We start from the raw sequence: 15,569 nt of genomic DNA, 5'->3' as shown, positions 1-15,569 counted from the left end.
GGTGCCGCGTGCGCCATTGCGCGCGGCGACCGGTGCCGTTCTCATGCCGTTGCAAGTCGCGAGTGGATTTCCCGCGAAAGAAGGTCGATCGTGTAGTACTCGAACATGTCTTCGGCACGGAGGGACACCCCGAAGGCGGCGCTGAGCCGCAGCGACAGCGCCTGAACGCCCAGCGAATCGAGCCCGATATCCGCGAACGGTTCGTCCCGGTCGATCAACGCATCACTGCCCAGGCCGATCAACTGGGCCAGCGCGCGGCCGATTTCGGATTCGACGTCGTTGGCCGGCACGTCATCCGCCCGGGTGCGCTCGCTGGCCTGGCGGCAGAGGTCGACGAGCGCGCGCCGGTCTGCCTTGCCGCTCGTCGCCTGGCGCGGGATCTCCGCGACCGCGACCCAGTCCTTCGGCAGCCAGGCGGCCGGCAGCGCGTGGGCAGCGGTTTCGCTCAGCGCTTGCCTCCACGCGGCGTCGTGGCCGTCGGCCAGAACCACGATGGCGGTCAGCCGGTCGCCGACGACGAGCGCGGTGGCATCGCGCACCATCGGCGAGCGCAGCACCGCGGATTCGATCTCCGCCAGTTCGACGCGCTGGCCGTTGATCTTCACCTGGTCGTCCACGCGCCCCACGCAGTGAACGAGGCCGTCTGCATCGACCCGGCAGATGTCGCCCGTCAGGTAGATGCGCGAGTACACCGGCAGGTCACCGGTCTCGAACAGCGGATTCGCGATGAAGCGCCGCGCCGTTTCCGCGGCGTCGTTCACGTAGCCGTTGGCCAGTGCCGCGCCGCTGATGCAGAGTTCGCCCTCCTCCCCCGGCGTCGTGGGCACGATCACGTCGGTCACGCCGTCCGCCGCGGTTCGACGCAGGTAGAAGCGCGTGTGCGAAACCGGTGCGCCGATCGGCAGCGAATCCCGCGGCGCGTCGTCGAACGGCCATGCGCTCGCCATGATCGTCGCCTCCGTCGGCCCGTACACGTTGTGGACGACCGTGTCGGGCAACAGGCGCCGGGCGCGCTCCGCGAGCGACGGACGGAAGACCTCGCCGCCGACGCAGATCGCCTTCAGGCTCGTGCATTGATCGAAGCCCGGCGTTTGCGTGATGAGGTTGAACATCGTCGGCACGGTCGTGATGTGCGTGGCCGCATGCCGCCGGATCGCGGCCACGATCTCGACGCTGTCGATCCGGTGCGTGCCGCCGAGAAAGCACACCGTCGCGCCGATGGTCAGCGGCGCGAGCAGCTCGTGCATGGATGGGTCGAAACACGGGTTGATGCTTTGCAGCCAGCGATCGTCCTCGCGGAAACCGAGGTAGTCGATGATCCAGCTGAAGTGATTCCACGCAGCGGCATGCGAGACGGCAACGCCCTTCGGCAGCCCGGTGGAACCGGACGTGAAGATGATGTAGAGCGGATCGTGCAGCTCGGCATCCAGCCCGAGATTGTCGGACGACAACTGGCTCGCCCGATTCAACGCCGCATAGACGTCGCTTTGCGGCACGTCGCCGAGCTGCGTCATCGCGCGACCTTCCAGGGCCGTCAGCACGAACGCGATGCGCGCGCGCTGGACCATGTGACGCATCCGGTCCTCGGGGCACGCGGCGTCGACCGGCACGTAGACGGCCCCGCACTTCAGGATGGCCAGCAACGCGACGAGCCTGACGGGATCGTGATCCGTGCACACGCCGACGGCCTCGCCGGCACGGATGCCGACTTCATCGCGCAGGAAACGCGCCAGCCGGTTCGCGCGCGCGTTCAGCTCACCGTAGGTCACGCGTTCGCGCTCCGAGAGGGCCGCGATTCGATCGGGTGCCGCTGCGGCGCGCTGCTCGAAGGCCAGATGCGGGATGCGGGGTGAATAGATGGATTCAGTCATCGCAGGATTCAGGACGAAGGGATTGAACGATCGAAGCGACACAGGCGACGTGCGGCTCCGAGAGCATTGAAAAGTGATTGCCGGGTACTTCGATGCCCTGCACGCGATGCTGCAGCGCGTGCGCATGCCAGTCGGGCAGCAGCGGCTCGCGCGCGTGCAGGCATGCCACGCGCGCGGCCGGGGCCGCGGCGGTGCGGTGGGACTTCAGCAATGCCAGGCACGTGCGGCGCATGTCGAGCACCTCGCGCAGGCGGGCGGCGGGCATGCGCCGACGCAGGCAGGCGTCGATTTCGCTGTCGCTCGGCGATTCGGCGAGGACGCGATCGGCTTCCGCCGGCGGAAACATCGCCTTGAGCAGCGTGACGCGCTCCGTGCGGTCGTCGCTCACACGCTCGCGGGCCGCCAGGGCCAGCGACGGATCCAGACTGACCACGACGCCGAGGCGCTTGCCGCGCTGCTCCAGCAGGGCAGCCATTTCGCGCGCCACCACCGCACCGAACGAGTGACCGCCGATCCAGTGGAAAGGCCGGTCGTCGATCTCGCACAGTGCATCGACATAGCGGTGCGCGAGGTCCTTCAGGTCGGCGGCCTGCGCGAGTTGCGCCGGCACCCCGCGAAACGCCCTGACGATGAACGGCAGCCGCGCGGCCAGCGGCGCGAACGGCACGACGCTGCCGTCGGCGCCGTGAATCAGGGTCAGCACGGCATCGCTTGCGTCGCGCGCTGGGCGTCCGGCGAGCACGCGGGTGACGTCGACGATCGGATCGACGGCCAGCTGATCGGCGAGCTCGGCTGCGGTGTGACGCCACCTGTCGCCGATGGCGGCCGCGAGCGCCGGCGCGCCGGCAACGCTCACCTGCCATGCGTTCGCGTGCGTCGGGTCGTGCGGCCGCAGCAGGATGGGGCCGTGCTCGCCGCCGCGGACCTCGAGCTCCCATTGATCGATGGCGGCGCCGGCGTCCGGGCCCCCCGCCGCGTCGAGACGATCGGCGACCCGTCGAACCAGCATGCGGAAAGCCCCGGCGATCTCGGGCGATCCGATCGTGATCGCCGGGGGCGCGGCGCCGACGGCCGAGCGTCTGCGGATCGTGATGGTCGCGGCGTTGCCGCCATCGATGCCCCGCACCCCGGCGCGGCACAACGCCGCGAGAAAACCGTAATGGAGCGGCGCTCCGAGAACCTGGGCCAGGCTGGCCCGCAGGCGCGGGGCGATATCGTCCGTCCGCATCATTCTGTATTTACCCGATTTGCAAACCGCACGTTTCTTTGAACATGCTAAAAATATATTAAATATCAAATCACTGTTGCGGAATGTGATTAGACAATCAAAATCCGTTGTCGTGAACCTGCAATATCTGACAGATATCCCTGACACAAACATCAGGTGTCGTCGGCGTGAATAAAGCTGTCTGTTCTGACAGCGATCATTTCGAGAAAATAGTCGATACAATCCTCCCCCGCTCCACCCTGATACGTCTTGAAAATCAATTAAATCAACATCGGACCATCGAGAGGTTTTAAATGGAAGTGAAAGCACCTGAGAGCGAATCGGCCCGGTCGATTCGGCAAGAAATCGCGTCGTTCCTGCGCAGCAAAAGCAATCTCCCCATCACCGCGGAACACGCGACGGAGAAGCTTCTCGCCAAATCACTGGACCTCGACGAAATCTCGCGGCGGCGCGAGGCGTTCTCGACGCATGCGGAGATCGACAGCACCGCGGTGCTTGCGAACTACGAACTTCTGCATGGCGTGAAATACCTGGATCGACTCATAAACTGCGAAAAGCAGCAAATCGATGCAAAATGTATTGTCGCCATCTTCAGAGGGACGGAAATCTGCCTGAATAACATTTCCGTCCTCGCCGACCGGATCGTCGACGACATCAGCCATTCCCGCTTCGGCGACGTGTCGGTCAAGATTTCGTGGATGAATCATTTCAACGATTCCCTGTACCGCTTTTCGCAGTTGCTGGTGCAAACGGATCTCGGGCGCAATGGCGGGGACTTTCTGTCGATCGAGGATTCGTCCACCTATCAGGCGGCCGCGAAAAAAACCGAAGCGATGTACGAAGCGCTGAAATCGGCGCCGGAAGCGGTCGGCGACGTTTCGGAGAAGGACCTCGACGATCCGCAGCGCTTCACGTTCTTTCACACCTTCGTCAATACCAATTACGAAACGATCTGGCTGGCCGTGCTGCGCCACGTTCGGGTGCCGGGCGTGTTTCGCCTCGAGGGCGAGAGCGCCGAGCAGTTCTATCAGCGGGTCGTGCAGAACGACGAGGTGCGCGATGCGGTCACCTGCGTCGACCTCAAGGATCCGACGTACCTGATGCAGTTCCGTGCGTACCACCAGATCAGCGAAGTCCTCGTGGGCCTCGTCAACGACGTGATCGCGGATTCGATTCTGGCGCTCGTGAACGAAGCGAACGAGTCGTTCGAGCATGAGGCGACGTCGCTGGCGCTGTGCAACAAGTTGCTGCAGATCGTCACCGACAACATCAAGCCGATCGTGCGGACGCTGAGTCCGAAGGCTTACTTCGCGATTCGGCCGGCGCTTGGCATCACGAGCGGGTCTCACTCGCATAATCTGCGCAAGGGGCTGTTCCTGACGATCTACCCGCTGCTGGTGCGTTCGCTCCGCCTGCGGCTGATGGCATTCAACGACACTGCCGCGCGCGACGACGACGCCGTGCTCGAGCAGGCGCAACAGGTGCTGCGCCAGAACACGCAACCGGCGCTCGCCGCGATGATTCGTCAGACGGTCTACGTGTACCAGTATGTGCGGACATGGCGTGACGAGCACATCCAGTTCGTCAAGACGCAGATCGGCGTGAGTCCTGAAGACAACACGCCGACGGCCTCGATTTCGGGCGCCGAAAACGCGGCCCAGACCGCGCACAACTTCCGCAACTCGCACATGAACGATCCGATCGGCCCGCTTTACGAGGCGACGCTCGGCAAACGACCGCCCGCCCCGTTCTCGATCGTCCATCCGGGACGTTTTGACGAGCACATGGCGTTCTTCACGGCGAATGCGGTCAAGGCGATGTATGCCGACGTGCAGCAACGCGCGCAGCGCAAGCGCGACCGCGGGGTCCGCACGGGAGGCGCGTCGTGACGACTTTGCCGCTGGTGATGGTGACGGGCGCGAGTTCCGGCATTGGTGCGGCGGTCGCGCGTGCGTTCGCGGCGCTCGGGCATCCGCTGCTGCTGGTGTCGCGGCGGTTGGCCGAGCTGCAGGCGCTCGATTTGCCCAACGCCGCATGCGTCGCGGCGGACGTGACCGACGAGCGTGCGGTGCGGGCCGCGGTGCAGGCCGCGCAGGCGCAGTTCGGCGGTGTCGACTGCCTCGTGAACAGCGCGGGAACGATGCTGCTCGGCGAGCCGCTCGAACAATCGGCCGACGAACTGCGGACCATGCTGGACGTGAACGTCGTCGGGACGATGAACGCGATTCAGAGCGTGCTGCCCGGCATGATCGAGCGGCGGCGCGGCAGCATTTTCAATGTCAGCTCGATCACCGGCCGCCAGGCCTTTCCATTTCATTCGGCGTATTGCGCATCGAAATTCGCGGTGCACGGCATGTCGGCGGCGCTGGGCGCCGATCTCGGCCAGCACAATATCCGCGTGTCGACCATCGCGCCGGGTGTGGTCGACACGCCCCTGCTCGACGCCACCACGTCGGAGTCCGCCAAGACGATGTTTCGCGAGTGGATGAGTTCGCTGGCTTCGGTTCTGCATCCCGACGACGTCGCACGCGCGGTGTGCTTCGCCTATGCGCAACCGCAGCACGTCTGCATGAGGGAGATCTTCCTGACGTCCACCGCACAAACGTCCTGAAGCCAACCCGCTCGCGATTCGTCGTGAGGCGTCGGGCAGACGGATCGGGTGTCGGCTGCCGCAATCGTGAGGGAACTGCCGGCGGAGGGTGCCGGCGGCCCGATCCTGCCAGTCGAAAACCCTCGAAACCCGACTCGATGAACTGCGCCCCGAAGGCCGGATAGCGATCCGGTTTTTGGGGCGCTTTTCGTGGAGCGCTGTCCGCCGGTCGCGGACAGGTGCCCCGCTCGCCTGCCGCCTCGCAAAGACTGTCCATCGGTATCCGGCGGGCGATGTTGACCGCAGCATGCTCGGCACCGAGACTGACGCGTTTGCCGACTGGTCAGTTTTGAAATGGAAGCACGCTATTGTGATAAGAAAAGTTATCCCGACATCGGCATTGAGTTAAGCCAACTGCGTGTTCCGCAGCAGACGAATCGGCGCGTCAAACCGTCCGATAATCGGTCGCCTTTGGTGAGGTCGCGCTACGCCCGAACGTTCGCGCAGCGCATTGAGGCATCGAGGCGCTTGCGCACGACGTCGAGCGCCGATTGGGCGGGCCGCCCGCCGCAGTAGTGGCGCATGGCAGTTCAGCCGAGAATATCGCGGGCATGTCGACTGACATGCCGTGAAGCGGTCTCGTGCAGCCGGGCGACGCCGCCGCGATGCCCGGCCTTTGACCGCCCGCTCCACGCCTCCACGCCCCGACGGCCGCCCTGACCGCAGTCCCTCAACCCGCCCTACCCCACCCCGCATTTGTTCCCCCGACGCAAGACTGTTGCTCCACGGTGGGTATTCGAGATCGCAACCGGCGCGCCTACAGTTCGCCCATCGGATTCACGGATCCGGTCGGCACCGAAGCCGGGAACCCTTCACCTATCGAGGCAAATCATGAGCGCATCCAGAGTCATCATCGTCACCGGTGCATCGCAAGGCATCGGCGCGGCAACGGTCGACGCATTCCGGGCCCGCAGCCATCGCGTCGTCGCAACGTCACGTTCGATCGGGCCGTCGAACGATCCGGACCTCGTCACCGTCGCGGGCGACATCGGCGACGCGGCCGTCGCACGGCGCGTGGTCGACGCCGCGATCGAACGCTTCGGCCGCGTCGACACGCTCGTCAACAACGCGGGCATCTTCATCGCGAAGCCGTTCACGCAGTACACCGCGGACGACTACGCGCAGATCGCGAACGTCAACCTGAGCGGCTTCTTCCACGTCACGCAGCATGCGATCGCCGCGATGCAGAAACACGGCGGCGGCCACGTGGTCAGCATCACGACGAGCCTGGTCGATCACGCGAACAGCAACGTGCCGTCGGTACTCGCGTCGCTGACGAAAGGCGGATTGAATGCGGCGACGAAGTCGCTCGCGATCGAGTATGCGAAGGCCGGCATTCGCGTGAATGCGGTGTCGCCCGGGATCATCAAGTCGCCGATGCACGCGCCCGAAACCCACGCGACGCTCGCGTCGCTGCATCCGGTCGGCCGCATGGGCGAAATGAGCGACATCGTCGACGCGATCCTGTACCTGGATTCGGCGCCGTTCGTCACGGGCGAGATCCTGCATGTCGACGGCGGCCAGAGCGCCGGGCATTGAGGCGCGACGTCGACACCGGGAGCCGGCGCGCCTAGCGCGATGCGCCGGCCCGTTTGGCGCGTTTCTCGGCCGGCTGCCCGGCCGGCGCGCGCGCCAGATGCTCGACGAGAAAGTCGACGAACACGCGCACGCGCGACGATAAAAAGCGCGCATGCGGATACAGCAGCATGAACGGCCGCGACCGGCCGCCGAGGCCGGACAGCACTTCCACGAGCGTGCCGGCCCGCAGATCCTGTTCGACGATGAAGCGATAGGTCTGGAACAGGCCGGCACCGCTGCGCGCAAGCGTCACACCGGCAAGATAGTCGCCCGACGTACCGTAGCTGCCGGTCGTCGCGACGTCGATTCCGTCCGAGCCATCGTCGAACAGCCACGGAATCGTCCGCCCGCTGCTCGGCAGCTCGAACTGGATGCATTCGTGCGCATGCAGGTCATCGACAGCGGTCGGCATGCCCGCGCGCTTCAGGTAGCCGGGCGTCGCGACGATCACGAGTTCGGCATCCTCCAGCTTGCGTGCGATCAGGTTCGAATCGGCCGGCGCGCTGCCGCGGATCGCCAGATCGTAGCCTTCCTCGGCGAAGTCGATGTTGCGGTTGCTCAGGTGGGTGTCGACGCGCACGTCCGGATACCGCTCGCGAAACGCCGGCAGCAGCGGCAGCACGCGATAGTGCCCGTACGGTGTCGGCATGCTGATCCGCAGCACGCCGGCGGGCGTCGCCTGCTGGCCGGTCGCCTCGCGCTCCGCGTCGACGAGTTGCGACAGCGCGTCGCGACATTGCTCGAAATAGCGGCGGCCGGAATCGGTCAGGCGGATCTGGCGCGTCGTGCGCACGAACAGCCGCACGCCGAGACGCGCCTCGAGCCGCGCGACCGAGCGGCTGACCGCGGCCGGCGTGACACTCGCCGCGTTGGCCGCCAGCGTGAAGCTGCCGAGTTCGGCGGCGAGGCAGAACAGCTCGATGCTGCCCAGCAGCAGATCGTCGAATTGTCGTTGCATGAGGCGATTCCTGCCGTCTGCGGCGCGTGGCCCGCGATGACGCCGAGTGTGCATGAATCTCGCGGCGGAAACCAGCGGACGCGCACGGCGCGATTCGTTACACCGCGTCGTGAATCAATTGCGCGGCTGACATTTACCGGCTTCGGCCGCTTGACTACAGTGACTCACAGGCCGCACCGATCGCCCGAACCCTTTTCCCGCAAGGAGCACGACATGACCGTCGAACAGAAACTGGCCGACCTCGGCCTCGCGTTACCCGAGCCGCCGAACCCGCTCGGCAGCTATACGGCCGCCAGCGAAGCCGGCAACCTGCTGTTCGTCTCCGGACAACTGCCGCTGGTCGACGGCAAGATTGCCTATACCGGCCGTGTCGGCGAGCAATTGAGCGTCGACGACGGCAAGCATGCCGCCCGGCTCGCGGCGCTGAACGTGCTCGCGCAGATTCGCCGGCACCTGGGCGGGTTCGAGCGCCTGCGCAAGATCGTGCGCGTCGAGGGGCACGTGAGTTCGGCCGATGGCTTTTTCGGGCAGCCGGCCGTGATCGACGGCGCGTCGGACCTGTTCGCCGCCGTGCTGGGCGAAAAGTCGGGCCACGCGCGCTCGGCGTTCTCCCAGCGCCAGTTGCCGGCCGATGCGGCCGTGATCCTCGTCGTGATCGCCGAGATCGACCCGGCCTGACCGATCGGCCGCCCTGCCGGCGGCCAGCCATTCCCGGGGCGTTTTCACCTGTCCTGCCCGGATGCGTCGCGCGTCGCATATCGGGGAACGATCACCGGAAAGCCTTCTCTCGCAAGGCTGTACACGTATCCAGACACATTGAAATACAAAATATCGCATGCGATTTAATCGAATGCGCTTGACTGAGTGGGCGGCCTCGACGAAACTCCATCGCATGCGATCGAATCGCATCTGAAACAAACCACCCAACTGACGGAGCAAATGATGAGCAAGATCGAAAAAGTGCTGTACACGGGCAAGACGCATACGACTTCGGGCGGCCGCGACGGCTCGGCGCGCAGTTCCGACGGCCGCCTCGACATCCAGTTGTCGTCGCCGGGCAGCGCCGGCACCGGCACCAACCCCGAGCAGTTGTTCGCGGCCGGCTGGTCGGCCTGCTTCATCGGCGCGATGCAGCTTGCGGCGCGTGCCGCGAAGGTGACGCTGCCGGCCGATCTCGCGGTCGACGCCGAAGTGGATCTCGGCACCGCCGGCAATGCGTACTTCCTGCAGGCCCGGCTGAACGTGAGCGTGCCGGGGCTCGATCGCGACGTCGCGCAGCGCATCGTCGATGCGGCGCACCAGACCTGCCCGTATTCGAAGGCGACGCGCGGCAACATCGACGTCGACATCCGTATCGCTTGAACGATGCATCAGGCGGCCTGGCGCCGCCTTGCCGAATGCCCGATTTCCTTTCTTTCCTTCTGAGGTGAATGATGAATACCCGACTGATCGCCGCCCTTCTCGTCGCAGTTTCGGCCACGGTTGCCGCACCGGCGTTCTCCAGCGAATCCACCGTGACGCGTGCGCAGGTGCGCGCCGAGCTCGCGCAGTTGCAACAGGCCGGCTACCCGCTGAATCGCGCGACCGACGCCACCTATCCGAATGATCTCCAGGCTGCACTCACGCAGATCCATGCCGCCGATGCGGTCGCCCGCAACGAGCAGACGTCCGGCTTCGGCAGCAACGGCGAGGCGGTCACGCAATCGGGCCGCCGGCATGCGGTCAGCGTGGCCGATCGCTCGGTGTATTTCGGTCATTGAGCGCGACGCATCGTCGATACGCGAACCCTGCCTTCCTTCTATTTCTCTTCTGTCGAGGTAAATGATGAAAACCCAATTGATCGCCGCCCTTCTCGTGGCCGTTTCCGCCTCCGCTGCCGCACCGGCGTTCGCCGATGCAGCCGCCGTGTCCCGCGCGCAGGTGCGTGCCGAGCTCGTCCAGCTCGAACAGGCCGGCTATCGGCCGGGCCGCGCGAACGATCCGCACTATCCGGACGATCTGCAGGCCGCACTGACGCGCATTCACGCGAACGACACCGCAGTGGCCGACGCAGCGACGTCCGGTTACGGCAGCGATGCCGCCGCCGCGACGCAGTCGGGCAGCCGGCATGCGGCGCGAATCGCCGAACGCTCGATCTACTTCGGTCATTGAACGACACCGCGAACGGCGCCGGTAGCCGGCGCACGATGCGCAACTACTGAATTCCATTTTCTTGTCGAGGTGAATGATGAAGACCCAACTGATCGCTGCCTTTCTCGTTGCCGTGTCGGCTGCCGTTGCCGCGCCGGCGTTTGCCGGTGACGGCACCGTGACGCGCTCGCAAGTGCGTGCGGAACTGGCCGCGCTGCAGAAGGCCGGCTACCTGCCGAACCGGCCCAACGACCCGAACTATCCGGACAATCTCCAGGCCGCGCTGCGCCGGGTTCACGACACCACTGCAGTCGCGGTCGAGTCGCAGGCGTCCGGTTACGGCAGCGACGCCGGCAGTGCGACGCAGTCGGGCAGCCGCAACGCGGTTCGCACGGCCGAGCGGTCGATCTATTTCGGCCATTGAGCATGGCGCGTCGGAATCGTCGCGCACGGCCGGGTAGTTCGGTTCGGCATGCGAGAAGCGGGAGCGCGCGAGCATGGCGCGCTCCTCGCCGGTCGTCGACGAAATGCAGTGAGGCAGGTCGACGCGCACCGCGTGCTTGCGTTGGTCCGGGATTCGGGAGTGCGCGTACCGATGCGGCTCCCGACGTTCATGGCCCGTGATTGGCGAAGAAGAATCGGCAACCGTGGCAGGCCGATCGGCAACCGGCACCCGAGCGCGTTCACGATGACGCACTTCCCTCTGTCAATGGCTGCACGACGCTCGAGTCGAGTGATGGCGCAGTATCGACGCCGCGCAAACTAGTTGCCTCCGCAACCGCATCGAGCAGCGGCCGCGCCCCGGGCCACTGACGCTCGGCTGCATCGATCCGGCGTTCGAAGCGATACACGATGGCCGGCGGGATGTTCATCCACGCGACGCCAACCCGGACAGCACGAATGCGCATGGCCTCCAGGTAGTGCGCCGGAATCGGGCAACGCGGCACATACGTGAACTGGTAGAACGCACCGTCGGCAGCCAGGTGGCGCGCGAACGTGCAATGAACGATCGAGACGGCCTGTTCGACCGGCATCGCGACGAGCGGCAACCCGCTCACGACAGCATCCGCACGCGCCCCGCCGAAGAAGTCGCCCGTGACGCCGAGCTGCGCGGCATTCATCTGCATGACTCTCAACGCGGGGAACTGACGCCGCAGCGCGTTCGCGAATGCGGGATCGGCTTCCACGAGCACCAGCCGGTCACTCGTGACGCCGCGCGCGAGCAATGCCCGCGTGAACACGCCGGTGCCCGCACCGAGCTCGATCACGGTGGCGCCATCGCGCGGGATCTCGGCGGTGATCAGCGCGGCGAGCGCGGGGCCGGACGGCGCGAGTGCGCCGACGCGGCGCGGATTGCGCAACCAGGTACGCAGGAACAGCATCCAGTCAGGGATTCGCATCGACGGGCTCCAGTCGGGATCGATCGGTCAACGGCAGGTCCGGCTAGGCGGCCGCTTGCGCGGCCAGATAGCCCGCGGTGATGAACAGCGTGTTCCACAGCGCGATACCGGCCGCGGCACCGGACGCGAACCGCGCGAAACTCGTTTCCAGCAAGCCGGCGAGCGCCGGTGCGACGAGTCGCACGAACGGCACCAGTTGCGACCAGAGTGCGAGCCGCGTGGGCCGCGCGCGGATGCCGTCGATCAGCGCGTCCATGCGTGCGGGCGGCAGCCTGCCCATCGGCGCGACGCGGCGCAGCAGGGCCAGCACGCTCTCTTCCGGCCACAGGTTGCCGAGCGCGTAATGCAACAGGCAGCCGGCGAAGCTGCCGAGCGCCGTGACGACGATCGCTTCCGGCAATGTCCAGGCGCCTTGCGCGCTGGCGACGCCGATCAGCGTGAGGAGCACGTGGGACGGCAGCACGGGGATCAGCCGTTCGATCAGCGACAGGCCGACGAGGCAGGCGAAGCTGTTGGCGCCGGCCACGCTGAGCGCGAGGCCGAACGGGACGAGCGTGGCGAGCTGGTTCATCGCGCCGCTCCCGCGCAGCGGGCGTGCAATGCGCACAACGCACGCGGCCTTCCGTGCCAGAATGGCCCGCACCGACGCGGCGCGCAGGTGGAGCCTCGTGCGGCATTGCATTGCAACAACGGAATTGAAGGACGTGACACGGTCATCGCGAGCCTCTCGAGAAAACGCCAGATGCATTGCACCGGCAATGCGGCGAATGGCACGCATCGTGACCGCCAGGCTTTAAGAAGTTTTTAATCGCGGTCGGTCAGGCTGGCGACCTCGACATTCGAGGAGCGAAACCGATGGATATCCTGCTGGTGGAAGACGATGCCATGCTGGCCGACGCCGTTTGCGCGGGCCTCAGGCAGAACGGCTGGCGCGCGGACTGGTCGGCCGACGTGCCGGCCGCGCGGCTCGCGCTCGTGGGCCACCACTACGACGCGGTGCTGCTCGACCTGCAACTGCCGGGCGCGTCCGGTTTCACGCTGCTCGCCGCGATGCGCGCGAACTACGACCCGACGCCGGTATTGATCGTGACCGCGCGCGATCAACTGAGCGACCGGATCCGCGGCCTCGACGCCGGCGCCGACGACTATCTCGTGAAGCCGTTCCAGCTCGACGAACTCTACGCACGGCTGCGCGCGCTGACGCGCCGCAGCCAGGGCCGCGTGTCGGAACGCCTGGTCTACCGCGACGTGCACGTCGACCCGGCGCGCAAGGAAGTCACGCGCGCCGGCGAACCCGTTGCGCTCAGCATCCACGAGTACCGCACGCTGCTCGCGCTGATGGAGCGGCAAGGCCGCGTCGTCACCCGGACGCAACTCGAAGCGCGCGTGTACGGCAACGACAGCGAAATCGAAAGCAACACGATCGCGGTGTACATCCATCAACTTCGGCGCAAGCTCGGCGACGAGCTGATCGTGACGGTGCACGGCTTCGGCTATCGCGTCGGGGAGAGCCCGGCATGAAGTCGCTACGCATGCGCCTGCTCGCGACCGTGATGGCGGCGGTCGTCGTGTTCTGGGCGAGCTGGGGGGCGTTTCTCGGCATCGGCCTGTGGCGTGAGCAGCGCGGCTGGCGCGACGGCATGCTCGAGAGTGCCGCGCAACTGCTGCTCCTCGCATTGCCGGATACGATCAATGGCCTGCCCGCGGTGAACGCGCAGGCGGTCGTACCGAAAACGGCGTATGGCAAATACGACGTCGCGTTCCAGGTCTGGGTCGATGGCCGCAACGTGATGCACAGCGCGGATGCGCCGGGGCCGGCCCTCAAGTCCGACCTGCGGGACGGATACGGCGTGAGCACCGGGCGTGGCGTCGCGCACGACGAGACCTGGCGGGTGTACTCGCTGTCGGATCCGGCGGGCCGGATTCACGTTCAGACAGGCGGGCCGGCCACGACCTGGCAGGAGAAGGCGAACAATGCGCTGCAGCTCGGCCTGTTCAATACGGCGGTGATGCTCGGGATGCTGGGCGTCGTGATCTGGTGGGTGATCCGCTGGTCGTTCGGGCCGGTGCGCGACGTCCAGCAGGCGATCCAGCGCAAGGCCGCGTTCGATTTCTCGCCGTTGCCGCTGGCGACGCTGCCGCGGGAGCTCCGCCCGCTCGTCGAATCGTTCAATCGCCTGCTCGCGCGGCTGGGTCAGGCCGTCGACACCGAGCGCCGTTTCATCGGCGACGCGGCGCACGAGTTGCGCACGCCGCTCGCGGCGTTGTCGGCCCAGGCGGAAGTGGCGTTGCAGGCGGACAGCCTGGCGGACAAGAACGCGGCACTACGCAGGCTGGCAACAGGCGTCGAACGCAGCGCGCGGCTATCCGGGCAATTGCTCGAACTGGCGCGGCTGGATGCGGGGACACGTGCCGACCAGCACGGGCCGGTCGACCTGTCGCGGCTCGTTGCGCTGATCGCGAGCGACTTCGACGTGGCCGCCCGTGCGCGCCGACAGACGATGCGGATCGCGGTCGAACCGGTGCGCGTCTGGGGCGACCTGGACGAGATCGCCATTGCGGTGCGCAACCTGATCGACAACGCGCTGCGTTACGGCCGTGACGGCGGGCGGGTCGAAATTGGGAGCGACCCGCCCGCCGATGCGGACCGCGCTCGGGTCAGGCTGCGGATCGCGGACGACGGGCCCGGTGTGCCGGTCGGCGAGCGGGAGCGGATCTTCGAACGCTTCTACCGGGTACCGGGGACGGTGCAGCCGGGCAGCGGCATTGGCCTGTCGCTGGTCGCGCGAATCGCCGAATCGCATGGCGGATCGGTCGAGGTGACGGCCGGGATCGGGGGGAACGGGCTGGCGGTGATCCTGTCGTTCCCGATATGGGTGGATCCGGAGCGCTGGCAGCGCTAGTCCGGGCTTCGGCAGGACGTGCTGCGCCGCGACGGCGACGCGATCGACGTTGCCGCGCCCTGCCCGCCCGATCCCGGTCTATGCTGTGCGATCGAAACCTTCAGACGAGGAGCAGCCGATGTCCGATGCAACGACCGGAACCGCGCCAGGCCGTGCGCACCCGCTCGACCGTGTGGTGTGGAACGCGCTGACGGGCAGGCAGCGCCGCTTTGCGGTCGGCCACGACCGTGCATGGCGGTTTCCGGCGGCCGTCGCGCCGTTTGCCGCGATCGAGGATACGAGCGCGGCATCCTTCGACGCGTTGCGCGCGCTGATCGCCGCTCACGGACCGGCGGCACTGGTCACGCCGGACGAGATCGAGCCGCCGGCGGGATGGTCGGTGATCCGGCGCGCGAACCTGTTGCAGATGGTCTGGCAGCGGACGCTCGACCCGGCGCCTGAATCGGGTTACGTCACGCTCGGCGAAGCCGATGTGCCGGACATGCTCGCGCTGACGACGGCCGCGCAGCCCGGCCCGTTCGGCCCGCGCACGTTCGAACTCGGCCATTACATCGGCTTCGCAGTGAAGGCCGGCTGGCCGCGATGGCCGGCGAGCGGATGCAGGTCGACGGGTATACGGAGATCAGCGCCGTCTGCGTGGATGCCGCGTTCCGGCGGCAAGGGCTGGCGGCGCGGCTGATGCGGGCGTTGATTGCGGAGATCGATGCGCGCGCGGATACGCCTTTCCTGCACGTCCTCACGTCGAACCAGGTGGCGATCGAGCGCTATCTCGCACTCGGTTTCGCCGTCCGCCGCGAGATGAACCTGCTGGGCTGGGCGACGGGCACGCATGACGACGCGGCCGGCACGCG

The 15,569-nt window shown here is 66.7% G+C and carries 15 protein-coding genes and 1 pseudogene; 11 read left to right on the top strand and 5 right to left on the bottom strand.

Annotated features, from left to right (window positions below; all coding sequences use genetic code 11):
• Positions 1-41: 41 nt before the first annotated feature.
• Together LGM89_RS33155 and LGM89_RS33150 are read right to left on the bottom strand one after the other, a co-directional pair.
• The gene (locus LGM89_RS33155) at positions 42-1,871 is read right to left on the bottom strand and encodes an amino acid adenylation domain-containing protein (RefSeq protein ID WP_226275277.1); all 1,830 of its coding nucleotides are present in this window, start codon (positions 1,869-1,871) and stop codon (positions 42-44) included.
• Entirely contained in the window at positions 1,864-3,102 is a 1,239-nt protein-coding gene (locus LGM89_RS33150; protein ID WP_226275276.1) for a thioesterase domain-containing protein, read from the bottom strand. Before LGM89_RS33150 ends, LGM89_RS33155 begins: the two co-directional genes overlap by 8 nt.
• A 290-nt stretch (positions 3,103-3,392) precedes the next feature.
• Here LGM89_RS33150 and LGM89_RS33145 point away from each other — a divergent pair, with 290 nt between their 5' ends.
• From LGM89_RS33145 to LGM89_RS33135, 3 genes are all read left to right on the top strand, one after another.
• Positions 3,393-4,988, top strand: coding sequence for a hypothetical protein (locus tag LGM89_RS33145; RefSeq protein WP_226275275.1), 1,596 nt, complete (start codon positions 3,393-3,395; stop codon positions 4,986-4,988).
• Complete coding sequence (locus LGM89_RS33140) at positions 4,985-5,710, top strand: SDR family oxidoreductase (RefSeq protein ID WP_206137296.1); 726 nt, start codon at positions 4,985-4,987, stop codon at positions 5,708-5,710. Before LGM89_RS33145 ends, LGM89_RS33140 begins: the two co-directional genes overlap by 4 nt.
• Before the next feature lie 870 nt (positions 5,711-6,580).
• On the top strand, positions 6,581-7,288 hold the full coding sequence (locus LGM89_RS33135; protein ID WP_226275274.1) for an SDR family NAD(P)-dependent oxidoreductase: 708 nt from the start codon (positions 6,581-6,583) through the stop codon (positions 7,286-7,288).
• A 31-nt stretch (positions 7,289-7,319) separates the two neighbouring features.
• Here LGM89_RS33135 and LGM89_RS33130 read toward each other — a convergent pair whose 3' ends face one another.
• A complete protein-coding gene (locus LGM89_RS33130; protein WP_226275273.1) occupies positions 7,320-8,285 on the bottom strand; it encodes a LysR family transcriptional regulator in 966 nt (321 codons plus the stop codon).
• A gap of 213 nt (positions 8,286-8,498) precedes the next feature.
• On the opposite strand from LGM89_RS33130, the gene LGM89_RS33125 reads away from it, so the two are divergent.
• From LGM89_RS33125 to LGM89_RS33105, 5 genes are all read left to right on the top strand, one after another.
• A complete protein-coding gene (locus LGM89_RS33125) occupies positions 8,499-8,963 on the top strand; it encodes a RidA family protein (protein WP_226275272.1) in 465 nt (154 codons plus the stop codon).
• A 264-nt stretch (positions 8,964-9,227) separates the two neighbouring features.
• A complete protein-coding gene (locus LGM89_RS33120) occupies positions 9,228-9,647 on the top strand; it encodes an organic hydroperoxide resistance protein (RefSeq protein WP_089440138.1) in 420 nt (139 codons plus the stop codon).
• A 71-nt stretch (positions 9,648-9,718) separates the two neighbouring features.
• Entirely contained in the window at positions 9,719-10,045 is a 327-nt protein-coding gene (locus LGM89_RS33115; RefSeq protein WP_226275270.1) for a DUF4148 domain-containing protein, read from the top strand.
• Between the two features lie 64 nt (positions 10,046-10,109).
• Positions 10,110-10,436, top strand: coding sequence for a DUF4148 domain-containing protein (locus LGM89_RS33110; RefSeq protein ID WP_089494894.1), 327 nt, complete (start codon positions 10,110-10,112; stop codon positions 10,434-10,436).
• Positions 10,437-10,509: 73 nt separating this feature from the next.
• The gene (locus LGM89_RS33105; RefSeq protein ID WP_089494893.1) at positions 10,510-10,839 is read left to right on the top strand and encodes a DUF4148 domain-containing protein; all 330 of its coding nucleotides are present in this window, start codon (positions 10,510-10,512) and stop codon (positions 10,837-10,839) included.
• Positions 10,840-11,098: 259 nt separating this feature from the next.
• On the opposite strand, the gene LGM89_RS33100 is transcribed toward LGM89_RS33105, so the two are convergent.
• Together LGM89_RS33100 and LGM89_RS33095 are read right to left on the bottom strand one after the other, a co-directional pair.
• Complete coding sequence (locus LGM89_RS33100; RefSeq protein ID WP_226275267.1) at positions 11,099-11,815, bottom strand: class I SAM-dependent methyltransferase; 717 nt, start codon at positions 11,813-11,815, stop codon at positions 11,099-11,101.
• A 43-nt stretch (positions 11,816-11,858) separates the two neighbouring features.
• A complete protein-coding gene (locus LGM89_RS33095; protein WP_089495291.1) occupies positions 11,859-12,386 on the bottom strand; it encodes a DedA family protein in 528 nt (175 codons plus the stop codon).
• A gap of 284 nt (positions 12,387-12,670) precedes the next feature.
• Here LGM89_RS33095 and LGM89_RS33090 point away from each other — a divergent pair, with 284 nt between their 5' ends.
• The 3 genes and pseudogenes from LGM89_RS33090 to LGM89_RS33080 all read left to right on the top strand — a co-directional run bounded on the left by LGM89_RS33090 (position 12,671) and on the right by LGM89_RS33080 (position 15,551).
• On the top strand, positions 12,671-13,336 hold the full coding sequence (locus tag LGM89_RS33090) for a response regulator transcription factor (protein WP_226275266.1): 666 nt from the start codon (positions 12,671-12,673) through the stop codon (positions 13,334-13,336).
• Entirely contained in the window at positions 13,333-14,718 is a 1,386-nt protein-coding gene (locus tag LGM89_RS33085) for an ATP-binding protein (RefSeq protein WP_226275265.1), read from the top strand. The genes LGM89_RS33090 and LGM89_RS33085 overlap by 4 nt, the downstream gene beginning before the upstream one ends.
• A gap of 118 nt (positions 14,719-14,836) precedes the next feature.
• A pseudogene (locus LGM89_RS33080) lies at positions 14,837-15,551 on the top strand (GNAT family N-acetyltransferase).
• Positions 15,552-15,569 lie beyond the last annotated feature (18 nt).

Source organism: Burkholderia sp. AU31624, from assembly GCF_020420065.1.
Taxonomy (GTDB): Bacteria; Pseudomonadota; Gammaproteobacteria; order Burkholderiales; family Burkholderiaceae; genus Burkholderia.
Note: the sequence above shows the minus strand (reverse complement) of the source record. Positions and strands in the feature narration are given on the sequence as shown.

What these genes read in the sequence shown, in the direction of transcription:
- LGM89_RS33090 (WP_226275266.1), top strand. Translation starts at nt 12,671, where the DNA reads ATGGATATCCTGCTGGTGGAAGACGATGCCATGCTGGCCGACGCCGTT.
- LGM89_RS33100 (WP_226275267.1), bottom strand. Translation starts at nt 11,815, where the DNA reads ATGCGAATCCCTGACTGGATGCTGTTCCTGCGTACCTGGTTGCGCAAT.
- LGM89_RS33115 (WP_226275270.1), top strand. Translation starts at nt 9,719, where the DNA reads ATGAATACCCGACTGATCGCCGCCCTTCTCGTCGCAGTTTCGGCCACG.
- LGM89_RS33105 (WP_089494893.1), top strand. Translation starts at nt 10,510, where the DNA reads ATGATGAAGACCCAACTGATCGCTGCCTTTCTCGTTGCCGTGTCGGCT.
- LGM89_RS33135 (WP_226275274.1), top strand. Translation starts at nt 6,581, where the DNA reads ATGAGCGCATCCAGAGTCATCATCGTCACCGGTGCATCGCAAGGCATC.
- LGM89_RS33120 (WP_089440138.1), top strand. Translation starts at nt 9,228, where the DNA reads ATGAGCAAGATCGAAAAAGTGCTGTACACGGGCAAGACGCATACGACT.
- LGM89_RS33130 (WP_226275273.1), bottom strand. Translation starts at nt 8,285, where the DNA reads ATGCAACGACAATTCGACGATCTGCTGCTGGGCAGCATCGAGCTGTTC.
- LGM89_RS33145 (WP_226275275.1), top strand. Translation starts at nt 3,393, where the DNA reads ATGGAAGTGAAAGCACCTGAGAGCGAATCGGCCCGGTCGATTCGGCAA.
- LGM89_RS33085 (WP_226275265.1), top strand. Translation starts at nt 13,333, where the DNA reads ATGAAGTCGCTACGCATGCGCCTGCTCGCGACCGTGATGGCGGCGGTC.
- LGM89_RS33125 (WP_226275272.1), top strand. Translation starts at nt 8,499, where the DNA reads ATGACCGTCGAACAGAAACTGGCCGACCTCGGCCTCGCGTTACCCGAG.
- LGM89_RS33150 (WP_226275276.1), bottom strand. Translation starts at nt 3,102, where the DNA reads ATGATGCGGACGGACGATATCGCCCCGCGCCTGCGGGCCAGCCTGGCC.
- LGM89_RS33155 (WP_226275277.1), bottom strand. Translation starts at nt 1,871, where the DNA reads ATGACTGAATCCATCTATTCACCCCGCATCCCGCATCTGGCCTTCGAG.
- LGM89_RS33110 (WP_089494894.1), top strand. Translation starts at nt 10,110, where the DNA reads ATGAAAACCCAATTGATCGCCGCCCTTCTCGTGGCCGTTTCCGCCTCC.
- LGM89_RS33095 (WP_089495291.1), bottom strand. Translation starts at nt 12,386, where the DNA reads ATGAACCAGCTCGCCACGCTCGTCCCGTTCGGCCTCGCGCTCAGCGTG.